The organism is Sinomonas soli (assembly GCF_054782415.1).
The window spans coordinates 354356-374441 of record NZ_BAAGSN010000015.1 but is presented as its reverse complement, the minus strand read 5'-3'; the positions used below and the strand labels follow the sequence as shown (position 1 = coordinate 374441).

The 20086-nt window shown below is 72.2% G+C and carries 17 protein-coding genes; 4 read left to right on the top strand and 13 right to left on the bottom strand.

All coding sequences use genetic code 11. The features are described from left to right. Window positions 1–99 precede the first annotated feature (99 nt). The 4 genes from pstB to pstS form a co-directional block, all read right to left on the bottom strand. Window positions 100–879: a phosphate ABC transporter ATP-binding protein PstB gene (pstB, locus tag ACYVKZ_RS15235; RefSeq protein WP_460993070.1), complete on the bottom strand. Its 780-nt coding sequence runs from the start codon at window positions 877–879 to the stop codon at window positions 100–102. Between the two features lie 28 nt (window positions 880–907). Then, window positions 908–2014, bottom strand: a complete 1107-nt coding sequence (pstA, locus tag ACYVKZ_RS15230; RefSeq protein WP_460993069.1) for a phosphate ABC transporter permease PstA — start codon at window positions 2012–2014, stop codon at window positions 908–910. 1 nt (window position 2015) lies between these two features. Further along, on the bottom strand, window positions 2016–3032 hold the full coding sequence (pstC, locus tag ACYVKZ_RS15225; RefSeq protein WP_460993068.1) for a phosphate ABC transporter permease subunit PstC: 1017 nt from the start codon (window positions 3030–3032) through the stop codon (window positions 2016–2018). Between the two features lie 78 nt (window positions 3033–3110). Beyond that, a complete protein-coding gene (pstS, locus tag ACYVKZ_RS15220; protein WP_460993067.1) occupies window positions 3111–4226 on the bottom strand; it encodes a phosphate ABC transporter substrate-binding protein PstS in 1116 nt (371 codons plus the stop codon). A gap of 223 nt (window positions 4227–4449) precedes the next feature. Here pstS and ACYVKZ_RS15215 point away from each other — a divergent pair, with 223 nt between their 5' ends. The 3 genes from ACYVKZ_RS15215 (at window position 4450) to disA (ending at window position 8290) form a co-directional block, all read left to right on the top strand. After that, window positions 4450–5601 carry an FUSC family protein gene (locus ACYVKZ_RS15215; protein WP_460993066.1) on the top strand — a complete coding sequence of 384 codons (1152 nt, stop codon included), beginning with the start codon at window positions 4450–4452 and terminating at the stop codon, window positions 5599–5601. Between the two features lie 52 nt (window positions 5602–5653). After that, window positions 5654–7051: a DNA repair protein RadA gene (gene radA, locus ACYVKZ_RS15210; protein ID WP_460993065.1), complete on the top strand. Its 1398-nt coding sequence runs from the start codon at window positions 5654–5656 to the stop codon at window positions 7049–7051. 162 nt (window positions 7052–7213) lie between these two features. Further along, a complete protein-coding gene (disA, locus tag ACYVKZ_RS15205; RefSeq protein WP_307006910.1) occupies window positions 7214–8290 on the top strand; it encodes a DNA integrity scanning diadenylate cyclase DisA in 1077 nt (358 codons plus the stop codon). Window positions 8291–8294: 4 nt separating this feature from the next. Here disA and ACYVKZ_RS15200 read toward each other — a convergent pair whose 3' ends face one another. Beyond that, a complete protein-coding gene (locus ACYVKZ_RS15200) occupies window positions 8295–9005 on the bottom strand; it encodes a hypothetical protein (protein ID WP_460993064.1) in 711 nt (236 codons plus the stop codon). A gap of 120 nt (window positions 9006–9125) precedes the next feature. Here ACYVKZ_RS15200 and ACYVKZ_RS15195 point away from each other — a divergent pair, with 120 nt between their 5' ends. Further along, complete coding sequence (locus ACYVKZ_RS15195) at window positions 9126–10115, top strand: HhH-GPD family protein (RefSeq protein ID WP_460993063.1); 990 nt, start codon at window positions 9126–9128, stop codon at window positions 10113–10115. 8 nt (window positions 10116–10123) lie between these two features. Here ACYVKZ_RS15195 and ACYVKZ_RS15190 read toward each other — a convergent pair whose 3' ends face one another. The 8 genes from ACYVKZ_RS15190 to ACYVKZ_RS15155 all read right to left on the bottom strand — a co-directional run bounded on the left by ACYVKZ_RS15190 (window position 10124) and on the right by ACYVKZ_RS15155 (window position 19803). Next, window positions 10124–10672, bottom strand: a complete 549-nt coding sequence (locus tag ACYVKZ_RS15190) for an amino-acid N-acetyltransferase (protein WP_307006908.1) — start codon at window positions 10670–10672, stop codon at window positions 10124–10126. A 78-nt stretch (window positions 10673–10750) separates the two neighbouring features. After that, complete coding sequence (locus tag ACYVKZ_RS15185; protein ID WP_460993062.1) at window positions 10751–12880, bottom strand: S9 family peptidase; 2130 nt, start codon at window positions 12878–12880, stop codon at window positions 10751–10753. 82 nt (window positions 12881–12962) lie between these two features. Next, window positions 12963–13637, bottom strand: a complete 675-nt coding sequence (gene dhaM / locus ACYVKZ_RS15180) for a dihydroxyacetone kinase phosphoryl donor subunit DhaM (RefSeq protein WP_460993061.1) — start codon at window positions 13635–13637, stop codon at window positions 12963–12965. Continuing rightward, window positions 13634–14269 carry a dihydroxyacetone kinase subunit DhaL gene (dhaL, locus tag ACYVKZ_RS15175; protein WP_307006905.1) on the bottom strand — a complete coding sequence of 212 codons (636 nt, stop codon included), beginning with the start codon at window positions 14267–14269 and terminating at the stop codon, window positions 13634–13636. The genes dhaM and dhaL overlap by 4 nt, the downstream gene beginning before the upstream one ends. Beyond that, a complete protein-coding gene (gene dhaK / locus ACYVKZ_RS15170; RefSeq protein ID WP_460993060.1) occupies window positions 14269–15270 on the bottom strand; it encodes a dihydroxyacetone kinase subunit DhaK in 1002 nt (333 codons plus the stop codon). The genes dhaL and dhaK overlap by 1 nt, the downstream gene beginning before the upstream one ends. Window positions 15271–15410: 140 nt before the next feature. Then, entirely contained in the window at window positions 15411–15668 is a 258-nt protein-coding gene (locus tag ACYVKZ_RS15165; protein ID WP_460993059.1) for a hypothetical protein, read from the bottom strand. Between the two features lie 100 nt (window positions 15669–15768). After that, window positions 15769–17100, bottom strand: coding sequence for an FAD-binding oxidoreductase (locus ACYVKZ_RS15160; RefSeq protein ID WP_460993058.1), 1332 nt, complete (start codon window positions 17098–17100; stop codon window positions 15769–15771). Window positions 17101–17283: 183 nt separating this feature from the next. Continuing rightward, entirely contained in the window at window positions 17284–19803 is a 2520-nt protein-coding gene (locus ACYVKZ_RS15155) for an ATP-dependent Clp protease ATP-binding subunit (protein ID WP_307006900.1), read from the bottom strand. Between the last annotated feature and the right edge of the window lie 283 nt (window positions 19804–20086).

The window sequence follows — 20086 nt, the reverse complement described above, 5'->3', positions numbered from 1 at the left end:
GGTAGGCCGCCCCCGAACGGAACCACCGGCACCGAACGGAACGGCGGGCCGCCGCGCCCAAGGCGCGGCAGCCCGCCGTCGTCCGCTGCGGGGCGCGGATCAGCCGAAGCGGCCGGAGACGTAGTCCTCGGTGGACTTCTGGCCCGGGTTGTTGAAGATCGTGGTCGTGTCCGCGTACTCGATGAGCTTGCCCGGCTTGCCGGTGCCGGCGATGTTGAAGAACGCGGTCTTGTCCGAGACGCGGGCCGCCTGCTGCATGTTGTGCGTGACGATGACGACCGTGTAGTTCTCCTTGAGCTCCTCGATGAGGTCCTCGATCGCGAGCGTGGAGATGGGGTCGAGGGCCGAGCACGGCTCGTCCATGAGGATCACGTCCGGCTTCACGGCGATGGCGCGGGCGATGCAGAGGCGCTGCTGCTGGCCGCCCGAGAGGCCGGAGCCGGGCTTGCCCAGGCGGTCCTTGACCTCGTTCCACAGGTTCGCTCCCCGCAGCGACTGCTCCACGAGGGAGTCCGAGTCCGCCTTCGAGAGCTTGCGCCCGTTGAGCCTGACCCCGGCGAGCACGTTGTCCCGGATGGACATCGTGGGGAACGGGTTGGGCCGCTGGAAGACCATGCCCACGTGGGTCCGCACGGCGACCGGGTCCACGCCCGGGCCGTAGAGGTCGTCGCCGTCGAGGAGGACCTCGCCCTCCACGCGGGCGCCGGGGATGACCTCGTGCATGCGGTTGAGCGTGCGCAGGAACGTCGACTTGCCGCAGCCGGAGGGTCCGATGAAGGCGGTCACCGACTTGGGCTCGATGTTCATCGTGACGCCCTCGACGGCACGGAAGTCGCCGTAGTAGACGTTCAGGTCCTTGACGTCGATTCGCTTGGACATGGTTTCCTTCGTAGTTCGGTGCGTGCCGTCAGCGGCCGGTCTTCGGGGCGAAGACGCGGGCGATCAGCCGGGCGATGAGGTTCAGGAGCATCACGAAGATGATGAGCACCAGGGCCGCGCCCCAGGCGCGCTGCGTGCTCGGATCCGGGTTGGACGGCGAGGTCGGGTTCAGGATCTGCGTGTAGATGAACGTCGGCAGCGAGGACATCCAGTCGGAGAACACGTTGAGGTTGATCTTCGTCGCGAAGCCCGCCGTGACGAGGATCGGCGCCGTCTCGCCGATGACGCGCGCGATCGCGAGGGTGACGCCGGAGGCGATGCCGGAGATCGCCGTCGGGATCACCACCTTGAGGATGGTGCGCCACTTCCGCACGCCCAGGGCGTAGGCGGCCTCGCGCAGCTCGTTGGGGACGATGCGCAGCATCTCCTCGCTCGAGCGGACCACCACGGGGATCATGAGCACGGACAGCGCGACGGCCGCCACGAAGCCGGTCTTGGTGCCGGGGCCCAGGAGCGTGGCGAAGAAGGCCGCGGCGAACAGGCCCGCGACGATCGAGGGGATGCCGGTCATGACGTCGACGAAGAACGTGATCGCCCGCGAGAGGGGGCGGCCGTTGCCGTACTCGACGAGGTAGACCGAGGTGAGCAGGCCGATCGGCACCGAGATGATCGTCGCCCAGAGGGTGATGAGCAGCGTGCCCATGAGGGCGTGGTAGATGCCGCCGAGGACGTGGGTGCCGTTGTTCACGGACTCGTTGTCCTGGATGCCGCTCACGCCGTTCATGGAGGTGCCCAGGAAGCCCGGCGTGGTGAGGCCCTTGAGGCCCTCCACCACCACGGTCCACAGGACGGAGACGAGCGGCAGCAGGGCGATGAGGAACGCGCCGACCACGAGGCAGGTGGCGAGCTTGTCCTTGGCCTTGCGCGGGCCCTCCACTGCGGCGCTCCAGCCGGCGTAGACCACGGTGAAGGCGATCGCGGCGAAGATGCCCCATCCGAAGAGGGTGAAGCCCACGAGGGAGGCGGCGGCCGCGCCGAGCACGAGGGCGACGGCGAGGGAGGCCCAGGGCGCGAAGCGGGGCAGGCGGTTGCGGGTCAGCGCGGAGCTGCGCCGCTGCAGGACGTTGGTGGCCATGTCAGTTGGCTCCCGAGAATTCCTTGTGGCGGCTGATGACCCAGCGCGCGATGACGTTGACCAGCAGGGTGATCACGAACAGCACGAGGCCCGCCGCGATGAGCGTGCTGAGGCTGAGGCCCGAGGCCTCCGGGAAGTTCAGGGCGATCTCGGCGGCGATCGTCTGGTTGCCGGACCGGATGAGGCTCGCGATGAGCGGGCCGGAGGAGAGCACGAGCGCCACGGCCATGGTCTCGCCGAGCGCGCGGCCGAGGCCGAGCATGACCGCGCTGATGACGCCGGGCCGGGCGAACGGGAAGACGGCCATGCGGACCATCTCCCAGCGGGTCGCACCGAGTGCGAGCGCGGCCTCCTCGTGGAGCTTGGGCGTCTGGAGGAAGATCTCGCGGGAGATGGAGGTGATGATCGGGATGACCATGACCGCGAGGACGATCGACGCGGTGAGGATGGTCTTGCCGGTCGCGGACGCCGGGCCGGCGAAGATCGGGATCCACCCGAGGGTGGAGGCCAGCCAGGTGTAGCCGGGGACGACGGCGGGCGCGAGGAAGAGGATGCCCCAGGCTCCGAAGATGACCGACGGGATGGCCGCGAGGAGGTCGATGACGTAGCCGAGGACCTGCGCGAGCTTCCGCGGCGCATAGTGCGAGATGAAGAGGGCCACGCCGATCGAGATCGGCGTCGCGATGACGAGCGCGATGGCCGCAGCGATCACGGTGCCGATGACGAGCGGGACGATGTACGCCCAGAAGCCCTGTCCGCCGGCGATCTGGTCCTGCGGCGCGACGAGCGCGGGCACGGCCTGGGCGACGAGGAACGCGGCAACGGCGAACAGGACGACGAGGATGACCACGCCCGCTGCGAGGGCTGCGCCGGAGAAGATCCTGTCGCCGGAGGCCCCGCCGCCGGATCCGAAGCGGCTGCGGCCGTCGGACTGCTCGGAGTTCGTATCGGTCTGGGTGGTTGTCACGTCCGGTCCCTCGAGTGCGGCATCGAGATGCCCGCCGTCAGTTCTGGTCATCTTGTCACGTCCTCTGGTACCCAGTGCAATGCCCGCCCCGGCCGGAATGGCCGGGACGGGCGGGCACGGTGCGGAAGGTCAGGACTTGACCTTGATCGACTCGATCGCAGTCTTGGCCTTGGCGGCGAGGTCCGAGGAGAGCGGGGCGCTCTTCGCGGCAGACGCGGCGGCCTTCTGGCCGGCGTCGGAGACCACGTAGGTCTCCCAGGCCTTCACGAGGTCAGCGGTGGCCTGGTCCTTGTAGGACGTGCAGACGACGTGGTACGAGACGAGCACGATCGGGTAGGCCGAGGAGTCCGTGGGGGTGCGGTCCAGGTTCAGGGCCAGGTCGTTCGCGGCGCGGCCCGCAGCAGGCTTGGACAGCGCCACGGCCTTCGCGGCGCCCTCGGCGGAGAGGGCCACGAACGTGTCGCCGACCTTGACCTTGGCCTTGCCCAGGCTGCTGGTCACGGCCGAGTCGTCGGCGTAGGCGAACGCACCGGGGGTGTCGGTGACGGTCTTGACGACGCCCGAGGTGCCCTTGGCGTTCTCGCCCGGGAGCGAGGACGGCCAAGTCTGGGCGCCCTTGTCGGTCCAGACGGACGGCGCGGCCGCGGCCAGGTACTCCGTGAAGTTCTGGGTGGTGCCCGAGTCGTCGGAGCGGTGCACGGGGGTGATCTTGAGGTCAGGGAGGCTGACGCCCGAGTTGTCCGCGGCGATCGCCGGGTCGTTCCACTTGGTGACCGTGCCGCGGAAGATCTTGGCGATCGTGTCCGGGGTGAGGTTGAGCTCCTTCACGCCCGGGACGTTGAACGTCACGGCGATCGGGGAGATGTAGACCGGGATGTCCATGGCGCCGTCGGGCCCGCAGACCTGCTTGGCGGAGGTGAGCTCCTCCGGCTTCATCGCCGCGTCGGAGCCTGCGAACTGGCTCGCACCGGAGATGAAGGTCTTGCGGCCGGCGCCGGAGCCGTCCGGCGAGTACTGGACGGTCACGCCGGGGTTGGCCTGGGTGAAGCCCTGCTTCCAGGCGTCGATGGCGGAGGCCTGGGCGCTCGAGCCGGTGCCGGTGAGCGTGCCGGTGACCTTGGAGCCGGAAGCGGCGGCGGAGTTCTGGGTGCCGGTCGCGTTGTCAGAGCCGCAGGCGGAGAGCGCGAGCGCGCCCGCAGCGACGACAGCGACGGCCGAGAGGCGGCCGAAACGGAGTGCCTTCACGAATGATGCCCCTTCTTGGGTGGTTTGGGTGCGTACGAGCCGTACTGTTGTCGAAGCTAGGGCCGACAGGTAACGAGTCTGCTCGCGCATGGTTAACGAAAGATGAACTGCGCGCGGATTCCGCGTGACGGGGGCGCCGCGGGCTTGCCATCTTCATCACACCGCACTAATGCAGCCTCCCCCGCGGCCCCTCCGGACCGGGCGCTCCCTAGACTTGGCGACTATGGAGACGAAGGCCTCCCCGGCCGGGGCGGGAGCGTGGTCGGCCGCGCGCGACTACCTCAAGGACCTGCAGTCCTCGGGAGTCGTGCGGGTGCGCCGGTCCCTCATGCCCGCGATCGCCATGACGCTCGGGGCGGTGCTGGCCTACTTCATCGCCGAGTACGGGCTCGGGCACACGGCCCCGATCTTCGCCGCGACGTCCGCGCTCGTCTCGCTCGGCTTCGGCCGGGACCTCACGGTGCGGAAGGTGCTCGAGGTGGCGGTCGGCTGCACGCTCGGCATCGCGGTGGGCGACCTGCTCATGCACCTGCTGGGCGCGGGGCTGTGGCAGGCCGGGATCATCCTGTTCATCTCGATCCTCCTCGCCCGGTTCATCGACCGCGGGGTCATCCTGGCCACCCAGCTCGGCGTCCAGTCACTGTTCGTCGTCCTGCTGCCCCCGGCGAGCGGCGGCCCGTTCACGCGCAGCCTCGACGCGATCGTGGGCGGCCTCATGGCGCTGGCCATCACCGCCCTCTTCCCCCGGGATCCCAGGGTGCAGCCCCGACGGGACCTGCGGGAGCTCGTGGACACGTTCTCCACCATGCTGCGCGAGTGCGCCGGCGCCCTCGCCGAGGCCGACTCGACCCAGGCCTGGCACGCCCTCGTCCGGGGCCGGGGCTCCCAGGGCAAGGTCGACGCGATCCGGGCCAGCCTCGTGACGTCCTCGGAGGTCACGAGACTGGCCCCCGCCTACCGCCGCCACCGGGCAGAGCTCGAGGAGATCGAGACGGCGGTCGAGTACCTCGACCTCGCGCTGCGCAACGGACGGGTGGTGGCACGCCGCCTGGCCTCGGTCATCAACAACGCGGCACTCGCCCAGGGGGCGGCGGAGAGCATCGCCCAGCTCCTCGAGGACACCGCCGACGCCCTCGAGGACATGGCCCGGGGCCTCATCGCCGAGCGCCACGAGGAGCGCAGCGCGCAGATGCGCTCGGCCCGGCTGGCGCTGGCCGAGATCGCGGCCCGCACGCATCCCCGCCAGCTGCGGGTCGAGCGGCTCGAGGGCGAGGCCCTCGTGATCCTGCTGCGGCCCATGATCATCGACCTCCTCGAGGCCACCGGCTACGACCGCCAGGAGGCGGTCGCGCTCCTGCCGCGGCTCGAGGGCTAGCTGAGGCTGCCCCGGCGCGAGAAGTGTCGGCGCACTGGAATAGCCTTGGCCCATGGCGACCAAGACCTCTACGCGCACGGCGGCACGCTCCGGGAAGGCACCCGGCTACCGCTGCGCCGAATGCGGATGGACCACCGCCAAATGGGTGGGCCGGTGCGGCGAGTGCCAGGCGTGGGGCACCGTGGAGGAGGTCGGCGGGGTCGTGGCACGCACGACGGCGGCGGCGACCGTCCTCGAGGCGGCGCGGCCGATCGCCGAGGTCGACGCGACGGACGCAGCCTTCCTGCCCACCGGGGTCGGAGAGCTGGACCGCGTGCTCGGCGGGGGCCTCGTCCCGGGCGCGGTGATCCTGCTCGCCGGCGAGCCCGGGGTCGGCAAGTCCACGCTCCTGCTCGACGTCGCGGCCAAGGTGGCCGGCGGCGGAAAGGACGTCCTCTACGTCACCGGCGAGGAGTCCGCCGCCCAGGTCAAGCTGCGGGCCGAGAGGATCGACGCGGTGGCACCCCGGCTGTTCCTCGCCGCCGAGACCGACCTCTCCCAGGCCCTCGGGCACGTGGAGAAGGTCTCGCCCCAGCTGCTCGTCGTGGACTCGGTGCAGACGCTCTCGAGCCCCGAGGTGGACGGAAGCGCGGGCGGGGTCTCGCAGGTGCGCGAGGTCGCCGCCTCGATCATCGCCGCGGCGAAGCGCCGCAACATGACCACCCTCCTCGTCGGGCACGTCACGAAGGACGGCTCGATCGCCGGGCCGCGGCTGCTCGAGCACCTCGTCGACGTGGTCTGCCAGTTCGAGGGCGAGCGCCACTCGCGCCTGAGGCTGCTGCGTGCGGTCAAGAACCGGTACGGCCCCACGGACGAGGTGGGCTGCTTCGACCTCGCCGAGACCGGGATCATGAGCGTCTCAGACCCCTCCGGGCTGTTCGTCTCCCGCACCAAGGACCCTGTCTCCGGCACGTGCATCACCGTCACCCTCGAGGGCCGGCGGCCGCTGCTCGCGGAGGTGCAGTCGCTGCTCGCCGAATCGGCCACGTCCCAGCCGCGGCGCGCCACGAGCGGACTGGACTCCTCCCGCGTCTCCATGCTCCTGGCGGTGCTGCAGCAGCGCGCGGGCTGCCTCCTGCACAAGGACGACACCTACGTGGCCACCGTGGGCGGCGTGCGGCTGAGCGAGCCGGCCACGGACCTCGCCGTGGCGCTCGCCGTCGCGTCCGCGAAGACCCGCACTGCGCTCCCCCAGCGGCTCATCGCCTTCGGCGAGGTGGGCCTCGCGGGCGAGGTCCGCCCGGTCCCGGGGATCGGACGGCGCATCCAGGAGGCGCATCGCCTCGGATTCACCCACGCCGTGGTGCCGGCGAGCCCGAACGGGCCCGGCGAGGTGCCGCCCGGGTTCCGGGTGAAGGAGGTCAGCCACGTCGCCGAGGCCCTCGAGCTCCTCATCCCCGGCGCAGAGTAGCCGCCCAGTAGCCACCGAGGAGCAGCCGGGCAGGCGTAGGGGCCCGGGTCGTGCCCGAATCGTTGCCTTCCGTGCCCGGACAACCGGCTCGGCCCGCGACACGCGCGGATACCATGGGAACCGTGCGCCGCGCCACGCGCGGCGCAGGAAAGGGAAACACTCATGGCTCGGACCCCCGAGGACGTGCTCAAAGCCACCTTGGCCCGGGTCGCACCCGGAACCGGCCTCCGCGACGGCCTCGAGCGCATCCTGCGGGGCCGCACGGGCGCGCTGATCGTCCTCGGCTATGACCGGACGGTCGAGTCGCTGTGCTCGGGCGGCTTCGAGATCGGCATCGAGTTCTCGCCCACGAGGCTGCGCGAGCTGGCCAAGATGGACGGGGCGATCGTCTGCGACCGGGACGCCCGCACCATCGTCAAGGCCGCCGTGCACCTCGTCCCCGACTCCTCGATCGAGACCCACGAATCGGGCACCCGCCACCGCACCGCCGAGCGCGTCGCGAAGCAGACGGGCCTGCCGGTCATCTCGGTGAGCCAGTCCATGCAGATCATCGCCCTGTACGTGCAGGGCATCCGGCACGTGATCGAGAACTCCGAGCGTGTCCTCGCACGGGCGAACCAGGCCCTCGCAACCCTCGAGCGCTACCGGGCGCGCCTCGACCAGGTCACCCACTCGCTGTCTGCGCTCGAGATCGAGGCCATGGTCACGGTGCGGGACGTCGCCCAGACGCTCCAGCGCCAGGTCATGGTCCAGCGCATCTCGGAGGAGATCGCCCAGTACGTCCTCGAGCTCGGCGACGACGGCCGCCTCCTGGCGCTCCAGCTCGAGGAGCTCACCACGGGGCTCGGGCCCGGTGCCGACGTCGTGATCCGCGACTACGCCGGGGACGGTGTCCCGCTCGAGACGATCGACGCCGCCGCCGCGGCCCTGACCCAGCTGACGAGCGTGGACCTGATCGACCTCAACAAGATCGCGGGCATCCTCGGCTATGCGGGCGGCACCGAGACCCTCGATGCCGTGGTCCAGCCGCGCGGCTACCGCCTCATCTCCGGGCTCAAGTCCGTGCCCCGCGCGGTCTCGGACCGCCTCGTGGACCACTTCGGCGGCCTGCAGAACCTCATGGCGGCCACCATCGAGGACCTCATGACGGTGGACGGCATCGGCGAACAGCGTGCCCGTACCGTCCGGGAGGGCCTCTCGCGGATGGCGGAGGCCAGCCTGCTCGACCGCTTCCTCTGAGCGACTACTTGAGCTCGAACACGGCCTTGGAGCTCGTGACAGGGCCGAGCGAGGCCGTCAGCACGTAGACGCCCGGCTTCGGCTCCCCGGTCACGGCCTTGCAGCCCTCCGTGCTCCGCACCCTCTGCCAGGGGAAGTTGGCCGTCTCGGACCCGCCAGCGGGGATCGTCTTGATCAGGTCCTGGGCGTCCGCCTGGCAGTCCTTCGACGAGAAGATGCGGTCCGCGCCGCTGACCACGAGGAACTCCATCTGGGTGGTGCCCACGTTGACGCCGCACGGGACGGTGTTCCCATTGGTCACCTTGAGGGTGAAGACCGGCTTGTCGGCGGGGGCGTAGCTCGCCTTGTCGGTGGCCGCCGAGACAGTGATGAGGTGCGGGTCGCAGGTCGGGGTGGCGCTCGGGCTGGGGGTCGCGGAACTCTGGGAGGCGGACGCGGAGGGGCTGGCCGTGGCCGACGCCGTCTGGCTGGCTCCGGCTGCGTCCGTCGCGGCAGCGCTCGCGCTGGCCGCGGGCTGCGCCGCGTCGGGCCCGGGTCCCCCTGCGCTCGAGCTCACGGCGGCCACGGCCGCCCAGATGCCGCCACCGAGGACGATCAGGATGAGGGCCATGAGGACACCCACGGCGATGCGCCGGCGCCGGTACACCTCGGGGCTCTGGCGCCGCGCTCCCTGCGGTGTGCGCGTGCGTGCCCTGTCGTTGCCCTGCCCTGCCATGCTCCTAGGCTACGGAGCAATGGGCTGCCAGCTCCGCCCGGCACGCCGCGGGCCGCTACAGTGGGACGCACCCCTCACCGCCCGGACCGCCACGAGGCGTCCGCGTCCCGAAAGGCCGCTGTGACCGCTCCAGCCGCGACCCGCCGTCGTGCGCCCGGATCCGCCGAGACCGGGGCGCTCGAGCGCCTGCACGCCGAGCTCGCCGACTGGTTCTCTCGCGAGGCGCGCGACCTGCCGTGGCGCGCAGCCGACCGCAGCCCCTGGGGGGTGCTCGTGAGCGAGGTCATGCTCCAGCAGACCCCCGTGGTCCGGGTCCTGCCCGTCTGGCGCGAGTGGATGGAGCGGTGGCCGGCCCCGGCGGACCTCGCGGCCGAGCCCGCCGGCGAGGCGGTCCGCGCCTGGGGGCGCCTGGGGTATCCCCGCCGCGCGCTGAGGCTGCACGCGGCAGCGGCGGTGATCGTCGCCGAGCACGGCGGGGAGCTGCCCGACACCGAGGAGGCGCTCCGCACCCTGCCCGGGGTGGGTTCCTATACCGCGGCGGCGGTCGCTGCGTTCGCCTTCGGGCGCCGGGCCACCGTGGTGGACACCAACATCCGCCGGGTGCACGCCCGGCTCCTGGGCGGCGAGGCGCTGCCCGCGCCGTCGCTCACGGCGGCCGAGCAGCGCCGGGCCGCCGCGCTGCTGCCGGAGGGCACGGCCCTCTCCGTCGTCTGGAACGCGGCGGCGATGGAGCTCGGCGCGGTGGTCTGCACGGCCCGCGCGCCCCGGTGCTCCGCCTGCCCCGTCGCCGCCGAGTGCGCGTGGCGCGCCGCGGGCGAGCCGCCGCCCACCTACACGCCGCGCGGTCAGGCCTGGCACGGCACGGACCGGCAGGTGCGCGGGGCGGTCATGGCGGTGCTCCGGGCCGCCGAGCATCCGGTGCACCGCGCCCTGTTCGAGCCGCCCGTGCCGGGCGCTCCCGCGGGGGGAGCCGGGGGCGGGGCCGTCACGGCCGCGCTGGGCAGGCTGCACTCCCTGGGGACCGGCCCCGACCAGCTCGAGCGGGCCCTGGCGGGGCTGCTCGCCGACGGGCTCGCCGTCGAGGAGCACGGGCGGCTGCGGCTGCCCTGACCGGAGGGCTACTCGCGGGCGCGCCCGTGCAGCCAGCGGATCATGCGCGTGTTCCCGAGGGTGTTGGGCTTGACCCGGGCGAGGTCGAGGAACTCGGCGACGCCTTCGTCGTGCGAGCGCAGCAGCTCGGAGTACACCTCGGGGTCCACGCCGGACTGGTCGGCCATGACCTCGAAGCCGTGCCGCTCGAAGAAGCCCACCTCGAAGGTGAGGCAGAAGACCCGCTGCACACCGACGTCGTGCGCCTCCTGCAGCAGCTGCTCCACGAGCGCGTGCCCCACGCCCCGGCCCCGCCACGTGTCCGCGGCGGCGAGGGTGCGGATCTCGGCGAGGTCCTCCCACATGACATGGAGGGCGCCGCAGCCCACCAGCTCGCCGTCCGGCGCCTCCGCGACCCGGAACTCCTGGATGGCCTCGTAGTACGCCACGGACTCCTTCGAGATGAGGATCCGCCGCTCGGCCAGCGGGGCGACGAGGCGCTTGATCGCCGCAACGTCCCCCGTTCGCGCCCGCCGCAGGGTGAACGGCTGGGCAGGGGCGGCGGCGGTCTCGGTCATGCGCTCCATCCTAGTTCCGGCGCACGGCGCCGCCCGGCGCGCGCGAGGTGGCCCCGTGCGCGCCGGGCGGGACCGGCGCTAGAGCCCGAGCTCCTTCGGCAGGTCCCGGGACTCGCCGAGGACGTGCTCGGCAAGGAAGGCGGAGACCACGCCGTACCAGACCTTCGCGTGCTGGGGCTGCAGGATCCAGTGGTTCTCGTCGGGGAAGTACAGGAACCGATGCGGGGTCCTGCCCTCGTCGTCGGCGGCGAGCTGGGAGGCCGAGAGGAGCTCCCACCACAGGCGCAGGCCCTCGCCGATCGGCACGCGGTAGTCCTTGTCGCCGTGGATGACGAGCACGGGCGTGCGGATCTCGCCGACCGAGTGGTGCGGGGAGTTGGCCTGCATCATGGCCTCGTCCATCTCCTTGGCCCAGTACAGGGCCATGTCGGTCGTCGGGCCGAAGGCGTCGAGGGCCCACAGGCTCGCGTGCGTCACGATCGCCCGGAAGCGGTCCGTGTGGCCGGCGACCCAGTTGGCCATGTACCCGCCGAAGGAGCCGCCCATCGCCGCCGTGCGGTCGGGGTCGAGGTCGCCGCGCTGCAGGGCGGCGTCGGTGACGGCCATGAGGTCCGTGAACGGCTCCGCGCCCCACCGGCCCCAGCCGCGGTCGATGAAGTGCTGGCCGTAGCCGGTGGACAGGGCGGGGTCGGGCAGCAGCACGGCGTAGCCCTGCGCCGCGAGGAGCCAGGGGTTCCAGCGCCAGGTCCAGGCGTTCCAGGAGCCGATCGGGCCGCCGTGGATCCACAGGAGGAGGGGGTGCTTCCCACCCTCGCGGGACTCGGCCGGGAGGGCGAGCCAGGCGCGCAGCGGGGTCCCGTCCTCGGCGGTCGCGGTGACCTCCTCGAGGCGGCCGGGGAGCTGGGGCCGCTCGACAGGATTGCCCAGGCGCGCGGCCTCGCCGCTGGCGAGGTCGATCCGGACGGCCTCGGGCGGGAAGAGGTAGGAGCTGCGCAGCGCGTACGCGGTCGCCCCGTCCGGGGAGACGAGGACGTCGGTGTAGGCGGCGTCGTCGCGCGTCACCCCGGTCGCCTCACCGCTGGCGGGGTCGAGGCGGAACACGGGTGAGCGGCCGGCGTCGTCCGCGGTGACGAGCAGCGCAGAGCCGTCCGGCAGCCACGCCTCGGGGTGCGGCATGCGGTCCCACTCGGGCGCGAGCCGGCGCAGCTGGCCCGTCTCGACGTCGAGGAGGTGCAGCTCGCTGCGGTAGGCGCTGGTCGGCGTGGTATGCGGCTCGACGACCACGGCGACGGTGCGACCGTCGGGGCTCACCGGGCCGGCGATGTAGTCCATGCGGTCCTCGGACAGGAGCGTGCGGCGGGTGCCGGAGGCGACGTCGATGGCGATGAGCTCGCTGCGGAGGTCGCCCTTCGCGAGGGGCTTGGCGACGGAGGCGTAGATGGTGCGGCCGTCGGGGCTCGCGTGCGCCTCGCCGAAGCGGAGCGCTGGGCCGATGTCCGCGGTGAGGTTGCGGAGCTCGAGCGCGGGTTCGGCGTCCACCGTGGCCGGCTTGCCGGGCTCGGGCTCGGCGCTGGCGCGCTCGACGGCGAACAGCCGCGGCTGGGCGGGCCCGAGGTCGGAGTCCCAGAAGCGCACCGGGTAGGAGGAGTGCAGGATGGCCGCGACCTTGGCCTCCTTGCGGCCCTTGCGGCGCGCCTCGTCGTCGGCCTCGTCGGTGCTCCCGGCCAGCACGGAGGCCTGGAGGAACGTCGCGTCGGCCTTCTGGGCCGTGATGACGCGTTCGACGCCGCCCGCGCGGCTGAGCACGACCCTCGCCTCCCCGCCGGCGTGCGGCAGGAGCCAGAGCGCGTTGACGGGCTCCTCGTCGGGCTTGTCCGGGTCGGGACGGGCCGAGGTGAAGTAGAGGTCGCCGTTCGCGGCGAACGCGGCCCCGGCCTCGCCCTTGGCGCTGCGGGTGATGCGGCGCGCGGGGGCCCGGCCGGCGGGGTCGATCTCCCACAGTGCGGAGCCGTACTCGGTGCCCTTGCCGTTCAGCGTTGCGACGGCGGTGACGAGGCGGGTGCCGTCCGGGCTCAGGGCGAGCCCGGAGAGCCGGGGCATGGCCACGTAGTGGTCCAGGTCGTGGAACGGCGTCTCGGGCCGGGTGGCGGGCTCTGCGGACGCGGGCGTGGTGCCGGCCGTGGTGGCGGCGGCGGTCTCGGCAGTCATGACTCCGATTCAACCCGCGATGTGGCGTGAAGCACAGGGGCGTTCACTCTTGGTGAAACAGTCCTTTCACAACCCGCGGGCCTCAGTGCTCGCCGAAGCCGGCCTCGACCTGCTCCCGCACGAACGCGAGCGCCTCCGCCGCCTCTGGCCCGGACGTCTCGACCACGAGCTGCTCACCTTGGCCCGCGCCGAGTGCCATGAGCGCCATGACGGACTGGCCGTCGACGCCGTTGACCGTCACCGCCGCGTCGAACGCCGAGAGCCGACCGGCCAGGACCGCTGCGGGGCGGGCGTGCAGGCCCAGCGGGTTCTTCAGGGTCAGGACGGCGGACTCGGTGGGCTCCGCGAGCTCGGGGGCCTCCTCGGCCTCGGCGCCGCGCACGGCCTCCTCCGCGGCGCGGGCCACGCCGTCCAGGCCCGCGCCGGCCTTCGACGCCACGGCGGCCGCGACCGCGCCCTCCACGAGGGCCGCCTCGGCGATCCGGACCTTGGAGCGCTGGTCCGGCTCGAGGAATTCGAGCACCGATTCGGCCGTCATCACGGCGGAGCCGAGGTCCGTCAGGACCACGACCCCCTCCCCCGTGTCGGCGGCCCCGATGCCGTCCATGACCTTCTCGAACGAGGTGCCCACCCCGCCGTCGTCCGTCCCGCCCGCCGCGACGAGGGGCACCCCGGCGGCCATCTGGGCGGCGACCTCGACCACGCCCTCGGCGAGGCGCGCGCTGTGCGAGACGATGAGCAGCCCGACCGGCGTCACGCCATGTCCCCGCTCGTGGCGGCCGTGACCGCGGCGCGCAGGATGTACGCGCTCGAGACGGCCCCTGGGTCGAGGTGGCCCGCACTGCGCTCGCCCAGGTAGCTGGCCCGGCCCTTGCGGGCCACGAGGGGCTTCGTGGCCTGCGCGCCGGCCTCGGCGGCGTCCGCGGCGGCGGACAGGGCGGCCAGGCCGTCCCCGGCGTCGCGGGCGGCCTCGGCGGCCGGGGTCCAGGCGTCCACCATGGTCTTGTCCCCCGACTCGGCCTTGCCGCGGGCCACGATCCCGTCCCTGCCGGCGGTGAGCATCGCCGCCACGGCCGCCCCGTCGAGGGCGTCAGCGCCGCTGACGGCCGTCGAGGCGCGCAGGTACGCGGTGCCGTAGAGCGGACCGGCGGCGCCGCCGACCTTGCTCATGAGCATCATCGCGGCCAGCTTGAGCGCGGCGCTGACCGAATCGGGCGTCTCCCCGTCGAGCTTGGCCACGATGGCCCTGAAGCCCCGGTCCATGTTCTCTCCGTGGTCGCCGTCCCCGATCGCGCGGTCCAGGTCGATCAGCTCCTCGCGGTGCTCGGCGACGACCCGGGCGCTCTCGCGCAGCCACCGCTCGGCCCAGGCCGCGTCCAGTGCCGGCATCAGGCCCCCCACCGGAGGGCGGGCGTGTGCACGGGCGCGTCCCACAGCTCGGTGAGCTCGTCGTCGAGCCGCAGGACGGTCACGGAGCAGCCCTGCATCTCGAGCGAGGTGATGTAGTTGCCCACGAGGCTCCGCTCGACCGTGATGCCGCGGTCGGCGAGCAGCTGTGCGGCCCGGCGGTACACGATGTACAGCTCGGACAGCGGCGTCCCGCCCATGCCGTTGACGAACAGCAGCGCCTTCTCGCCCGAGCCGATCCCGAGGTCCTCGACGACGGGGGTCAGCAGGTGCTCCGTGAGCGCGTCGGCGGGCTCGAGGCCCACGCGGTGGCGTCCCGGCTCGCCATGGATGCCGATCCCGATCTCGATCTCGTCCTCGGCCAGATCGAAGCTCGGCTTGCCCGCGTGGGGGACGGTGCACGGGGTGAGCGCGAGCCCCATCGAGCGCACGTTCGCCACGACCCGGTTGCCCACGGCCTCGACCGCGTCGAGCGAGTCCCCGCGCTCGGCCGCGGCGCCGGCGATCTTCTCCACGAGGACCGTGCCGGCCACGCCGCGCCGCCCCGCGGTGTAGAGGGAGTCCTCGACCGCCACGTCGTCGTTGACGAGCACGGTGCGGATCTCGATGCCCTCGGCCGCGCACATCTCGCCCGCGGTCTCGAAGTTGAGGACGTCGCCGGTGTAGTTCTTCACGATGTGCACGACCCCGGCCCCGCCGTCCGCGGCCTGGGTCGCCGGGATGATCGCGTCCGGGGTGGGCGAGGTGAAGACGGCGCCGGGGACGGCGGCGTCGAGCATCCCGCGGCCCACGTAGCCGCCGTGGAGCGGCTCGTGGCCGCTGCCGCCGCCGGAGACCAGCCCGACCTTGCCCTGCACGGCGCCGCCGGCCCGGCTGATGAAGATCGGATCGGCGTGGACGGCGACGAGGTCCGCGTGGGCCAGGCCGAAGCCCTCCACCGATTCGTCGACCACCTTCTGTGGATCGTTGATGAGCTTCTTCATGGCGCGCTCCTTCGCACGGTCTCCCGGGTGTGCTTCGGAGCGTACCGCCCGCCGGCGTGCTTTGGACAGGGCGCACGACGGCGCCGCCGCACCTTGGTGCGGGGGCGCCGCCCGTGCGTGCCGCTCGGGCGAGGGAAGGATCAGCCCGGGCTCTCGGCCTGGCCCGGGCGGAGGCTCCCGCCGGTGACCGGATCCTGCTGCTCTCCGGCCCGTTCCTCGGCGGAGGTCTCGCGCCCCTGCCCGTCCTCCTGGGCCGGATTGCCCTGCTGACTGGGCCTGTCCTGCCCGCCCGCCTGCTGCCCCAGCTCCTGCTCGGGCGTCGGCTCGCCGTATCCGCCGCCCTCGCCGGTCTCCGTGGTCTCCGGGTTCTCCGGGTTCTCCGGGTTCTGGCTGCTCATCGAGTCCTCCTCTGGCCCTCGCGCATGACTTCCGGACGCCCGGACACTGCCCCCTCCTGGCGTGGGCCAAACACACCGGAGGAGGTCGGTCGCCGCGGGTTCAGCGGGCGAACAGGCCTGCCGGGTCGAGCCCATCGCGGGCGGCCGCGAGCCGGCCGGCGACCGCGGCGGACCAGGCCGGCGTGAGGTCGCTGCGGTCGCCGAGGAAGTTCCTCGGGCAGCGGCCGTTGCCGAAGGGCGCAACGCGGGCGAGGACCTCGGCGATGGCACCCGGAACCGCATCGGCAATCGGCGGCGCGAGGACTCCCACCGCGTGCATCGCGTAGGCGAGGCCGTGCGCCGACGCAGTGCGCGCGTCGTCGGACGTCATCGCGCCGCCGAGGAGCCGGATGTCGACGAGCGGGAGGAGGCACTCGGCGTCGGGCCCCGCGAGGGCGAGGACGGCCCGGATGGTCCGGTCGTCGAGGTCCACGAGGCCCGCGCCGCCCGTGAGGAACGGCATCGGCTGGTCGGGGTCGGAGTAGACGCGGTCCACCTCCGTGTAGGGCAGGTCCGCGACGAGGTCGAGCAGCACCGGGGCGGCACCCCGGAGGGGAGCGAGGGCCCGATCGCCGCCGCGGCCCACGTGGGCGAAGGCGACGTGCACCGTGAGCGTGCCCGCGAGCTCCGGCGGCACGCCCGGCGCGTCCGGGGCCCGGAGGAAGCGGATGGCAGCGTTGGAGGCGTCGGTGAGCGTGGGCGCCCAGGCCGCGAAGGCCCGCAGCACGGCCTCCGCGTGCCGGCCTTCGAAGACGAGCGCCCCGCCGTGGACGAGGGCCACGGGGTAGAGGCGGAAGGTCATGCCGGTGACGACCGCGAGTCCCTGGCCGCCGCCGCACAGGAGCCCGAAGAGCTCCGGTTCGCGCGCCGGGCTCACGGTGCGCGCATCGCCGTCGAGGGTGACGATGTCGAGGCTGAGGACCGAGTCCGCGGCGAAGCCGTACGTGCGGCCCAGGACCGGGAGGCCGCCGCCGAGGGTGTAGCCGACGACGCCCACGTCCGAGCTCGAGCCGTTGAGCGGGGCGAGGCCGTGCTCGGCTGCGGCGTCGATGACCTCGCGCCAGCGGGTGCCGGCCCCGACGGTGGCGGTCCGCGCCGCGGGGTCGACCGAGACCGAGCGCAGGCGCTTGGTGCTCACGAGCACACCGCCGGCAATCCCCCGCTCTGCCCCGTGCCCTGTGGCCTGGACGGCCAGCTTCACCGAGTTCAGCGACGCCCACCGCACGGCGGCGACCACGTCCGCGGCGTCGGCGGCCGCGACCACGACGTCCGGCCGATGCGCCACCGCAGTGTTGAACGCGGAGGCCTCCTCGGCGTAGCGCGGATCGCGCGGGTCGAGCACCTCGCCGCGCACGAGGTCCTGCAGGGTGATGAATTCGAGCTGGATGGCCATGATGTCTCTCTGGTGGAAATCGTCAGCGATGGTTTCCGAGACCAGGAAAGACATTACGTGCGGGACCGGAGTTTGTCTAGCGATTGGATTTATTGATTCCGGGACTCCCCTGCGGACCTGTGCCACCGGAGACGCGGAACGGCCCCCCACCTCGAGGAGGTGGGGGGCCGTTCGGGCTTGCTGCTAGGCGCCGAGCTCCTTGCCGCCGCCCTTGGTCAGCGAGACGACCTCGGGGACCTCTGGGCGCGGGGTGCCGGTGAAGGTGAACTTCGCCGTGTCGCCCTCGCCCTCGACGTCGACCACGACGATGTCTCCCGCCGAGAGGTCGCCGAAGAGGATCTTCTCGGAGAGCTGGTCCTCGATCTCGGACTGGATCGTGCGGCGCAGCGGGCGGGCACCCATGGCCGGGTCGTAGCCGCGCGTGGCGAGCAGGACCTTGGCGGCCTGGGTGAGCTCGATGCCCATGTCCTTGTCCTTCAGGCGCTTCTCAAGGCGGACGACCATGAGGTCCACGATCTCGATGATCTCTTCCTGCGTCAGCTGCGGGAACACCACGACGTCGTCGACGCGGTTGAGGAACTCGGGCCGGAAGTGCTGCTTGAGCTCCTCCGTCACGCGGGCCTTCATCCGCTCGTACCCGGTCTTGGTGTCCGTCCCCGACTGGAAGCCCGTCATGACGCCCTTGGAGATGTCCCGCGAGCCGAGGTTCGTGGTCATGATGATCACGGTGTTCTTGAAGTCCACCACGCGGCCCTGGGAGTCCGTGAGGCGGCCGTCCTCGAGGATCTGCAGGAGCGAGTTGAACAGGTCGGCGTGGGCCTTCTCCACCTCGTCGAACAGCACCACGGAGAACGGGCGGCGGCGGACCTTCTCGGTGAGCTGGCCGCCCTCCTCGTAGCCCACGTATCCCGGAGGGGCACCGAAGAGCCGCGAGACGGTGTGCTTCTCGGAGAACTCGGACATGTCCAGCGTGATGAGCGCGTCCTCCTCGCCGAAGAGGAACTCGGCGAGTGCCTTGGCGAGCTCGGTCTTGCCCACGCCGGTGGGGCCGGCGAAGATGAACGAGCCGCCGGGACGCTTCGGATCCTTCAGGCCCGCACGGGTGCGGCGGATCGAGCGGGAGAGCGCCTTGATGGCGTCGTCCTGGCCGACCACGCGGCGGTGCAGCTCCTCCTCCATGTGGAGCAGGCGGGTCGACTCCTCCTCGGTGAGCTTGAACACCGGGATGCCGGTCGAGTTCGCGAGCACCTCGGCGATCAGGTCCTCGTCCACCTCGGCCACGCCGTCCATGTCGCCGGACTTCCAGGCGCGCTCGCGCTCGGCCCGCTCGGCGATGAGCTTCTGCTCCTTGTCGCGCAGCGAGGCGGCGCCCTCGAAGTCCTGCGCGTCGATCGCGGACTCCTTCTCGAGCTTGAGCCCGGCGATGCGCTCGTCGAGGGCCTTCAGCTCCGGCGGCGCGGTCATCCGGCGGATGCGCAGGCGCGCTCCTGCCTCGTCGATCAGGTCGATCGCCTTGTCCGGCAGGAACCGGTCGGAGATGTAGCGCTCGGCGAGGTTGGCCGCCGCGGCGAGCGCGCCGTCGGTGATGGTCACCCGGTGGTGTGCCTCGTAGCGGTCGCGCAGGCCCTTGAGGATCTCGATGGCGAGGGCCACGGACGGCTCGGAGACCTGGATCGGCTGGAAGCGGCGCTCGAGCGCGGCGTCCTTCTCGATGTGCTTGCGGTACTCGTCGAGCGTGGTCGCGCCGATCGTCTGCAGCTCGCCGCGGGCGAGCATCGGCTTGAGGATGCTGGCCGCATCGATCGCGCCCTCGGCGGCGCCCGCCCCGACGAGGGTGTGGATCTCGTCGATGAACAGGATGATGTCGCCGCGGGTGCGGATCTCCTTGAGGACCTTCTTCAGGCGCTCCTCGAAGTCGCCGCGGTAGCGGGAGCCGGCCACGAGGGAACCGAGGTCGAGCGTGTAGAGCTGCTTGTCCTTGATCGTCTCGGGCACGTCGCCGCGCACGATCGCCTGGGCGAGGCCCTCGACGACGGCGGTCTTGCCGACGCCGGGCTCGCCGATGAGGACGGGGTTGTTCTTGGTGCGGCGCGAGAGGACCTGCATGACGCGTTCCATCTCGTGCTCGCGCCCGATCACGGGATCCAGCTTGTTCTCGCGCGCAGCCTGGGTCAGGTTGCGGCCGAACTGGTCCAGGACCACCGAGCCGGCGGGCGTGCCCTCGGGCTGGCCGGAGCCGGAGCCGGTCGCGGCCGTCTCCTTGCCCTGGTAGCCGGACAGGAGCTGGATGACCTGCTGGCGGACCCGGTTGAGGTCGGCGCCGAGCTTGACGAGCACCTGGGCGGCCACGCCCTCGCCCTCGCGGATGAGGCCGAGGAGGATGTGCTCGGTGCCGATGTAGTTGTGGCCGAGCTGGAGCGCCTCGCGCAGCGACAGCTCGAGGACCTTCTTGGCGCGGGGCGTGAACGGGATGTGCCCGCTCGGCGCCTGCTGGCCCTGGCCGATGATCTCCTGCACCTGCTCGCGGACGCCGTCGAGCGAGATGCTCAGGGACTCGAGAGCCTTGGCCGCGACCCCTTCGCCCTCGTGGATCAGCCCCAGGAGGATGTGCTCGGTCCCGATGTAGTTGTGGTTGAGCATGCGGGCCTCTTCTTGGGCCAGCACCACCACGCGGCGGGCGCGGTCTGTGAATCTCTCGAACATTGCTCGGACTCCCCGGTTTAGCTTGGGTGCACTGCGTAGTTCGATGCTACGTGCCGGGGGCGCGGCCGGTAGGGGTGTTCGCCACAGGGTGAACCGCCCTGCCGGGCGCGCAGGCGGACGACGCCGGCCGCTCGCCCCGGGCGCGGACGGCCCGGCGCTGCGGACGCGGGGCCGAGAGGGCCGGGCGGCGTCGTCGGAAAAATCGGCATTCACGGGTTGACATTAAATCAGTGCCGAAAGCACAAATTCCCGGTGCGATGCACCGGGAATTCCTGCTGGCCCC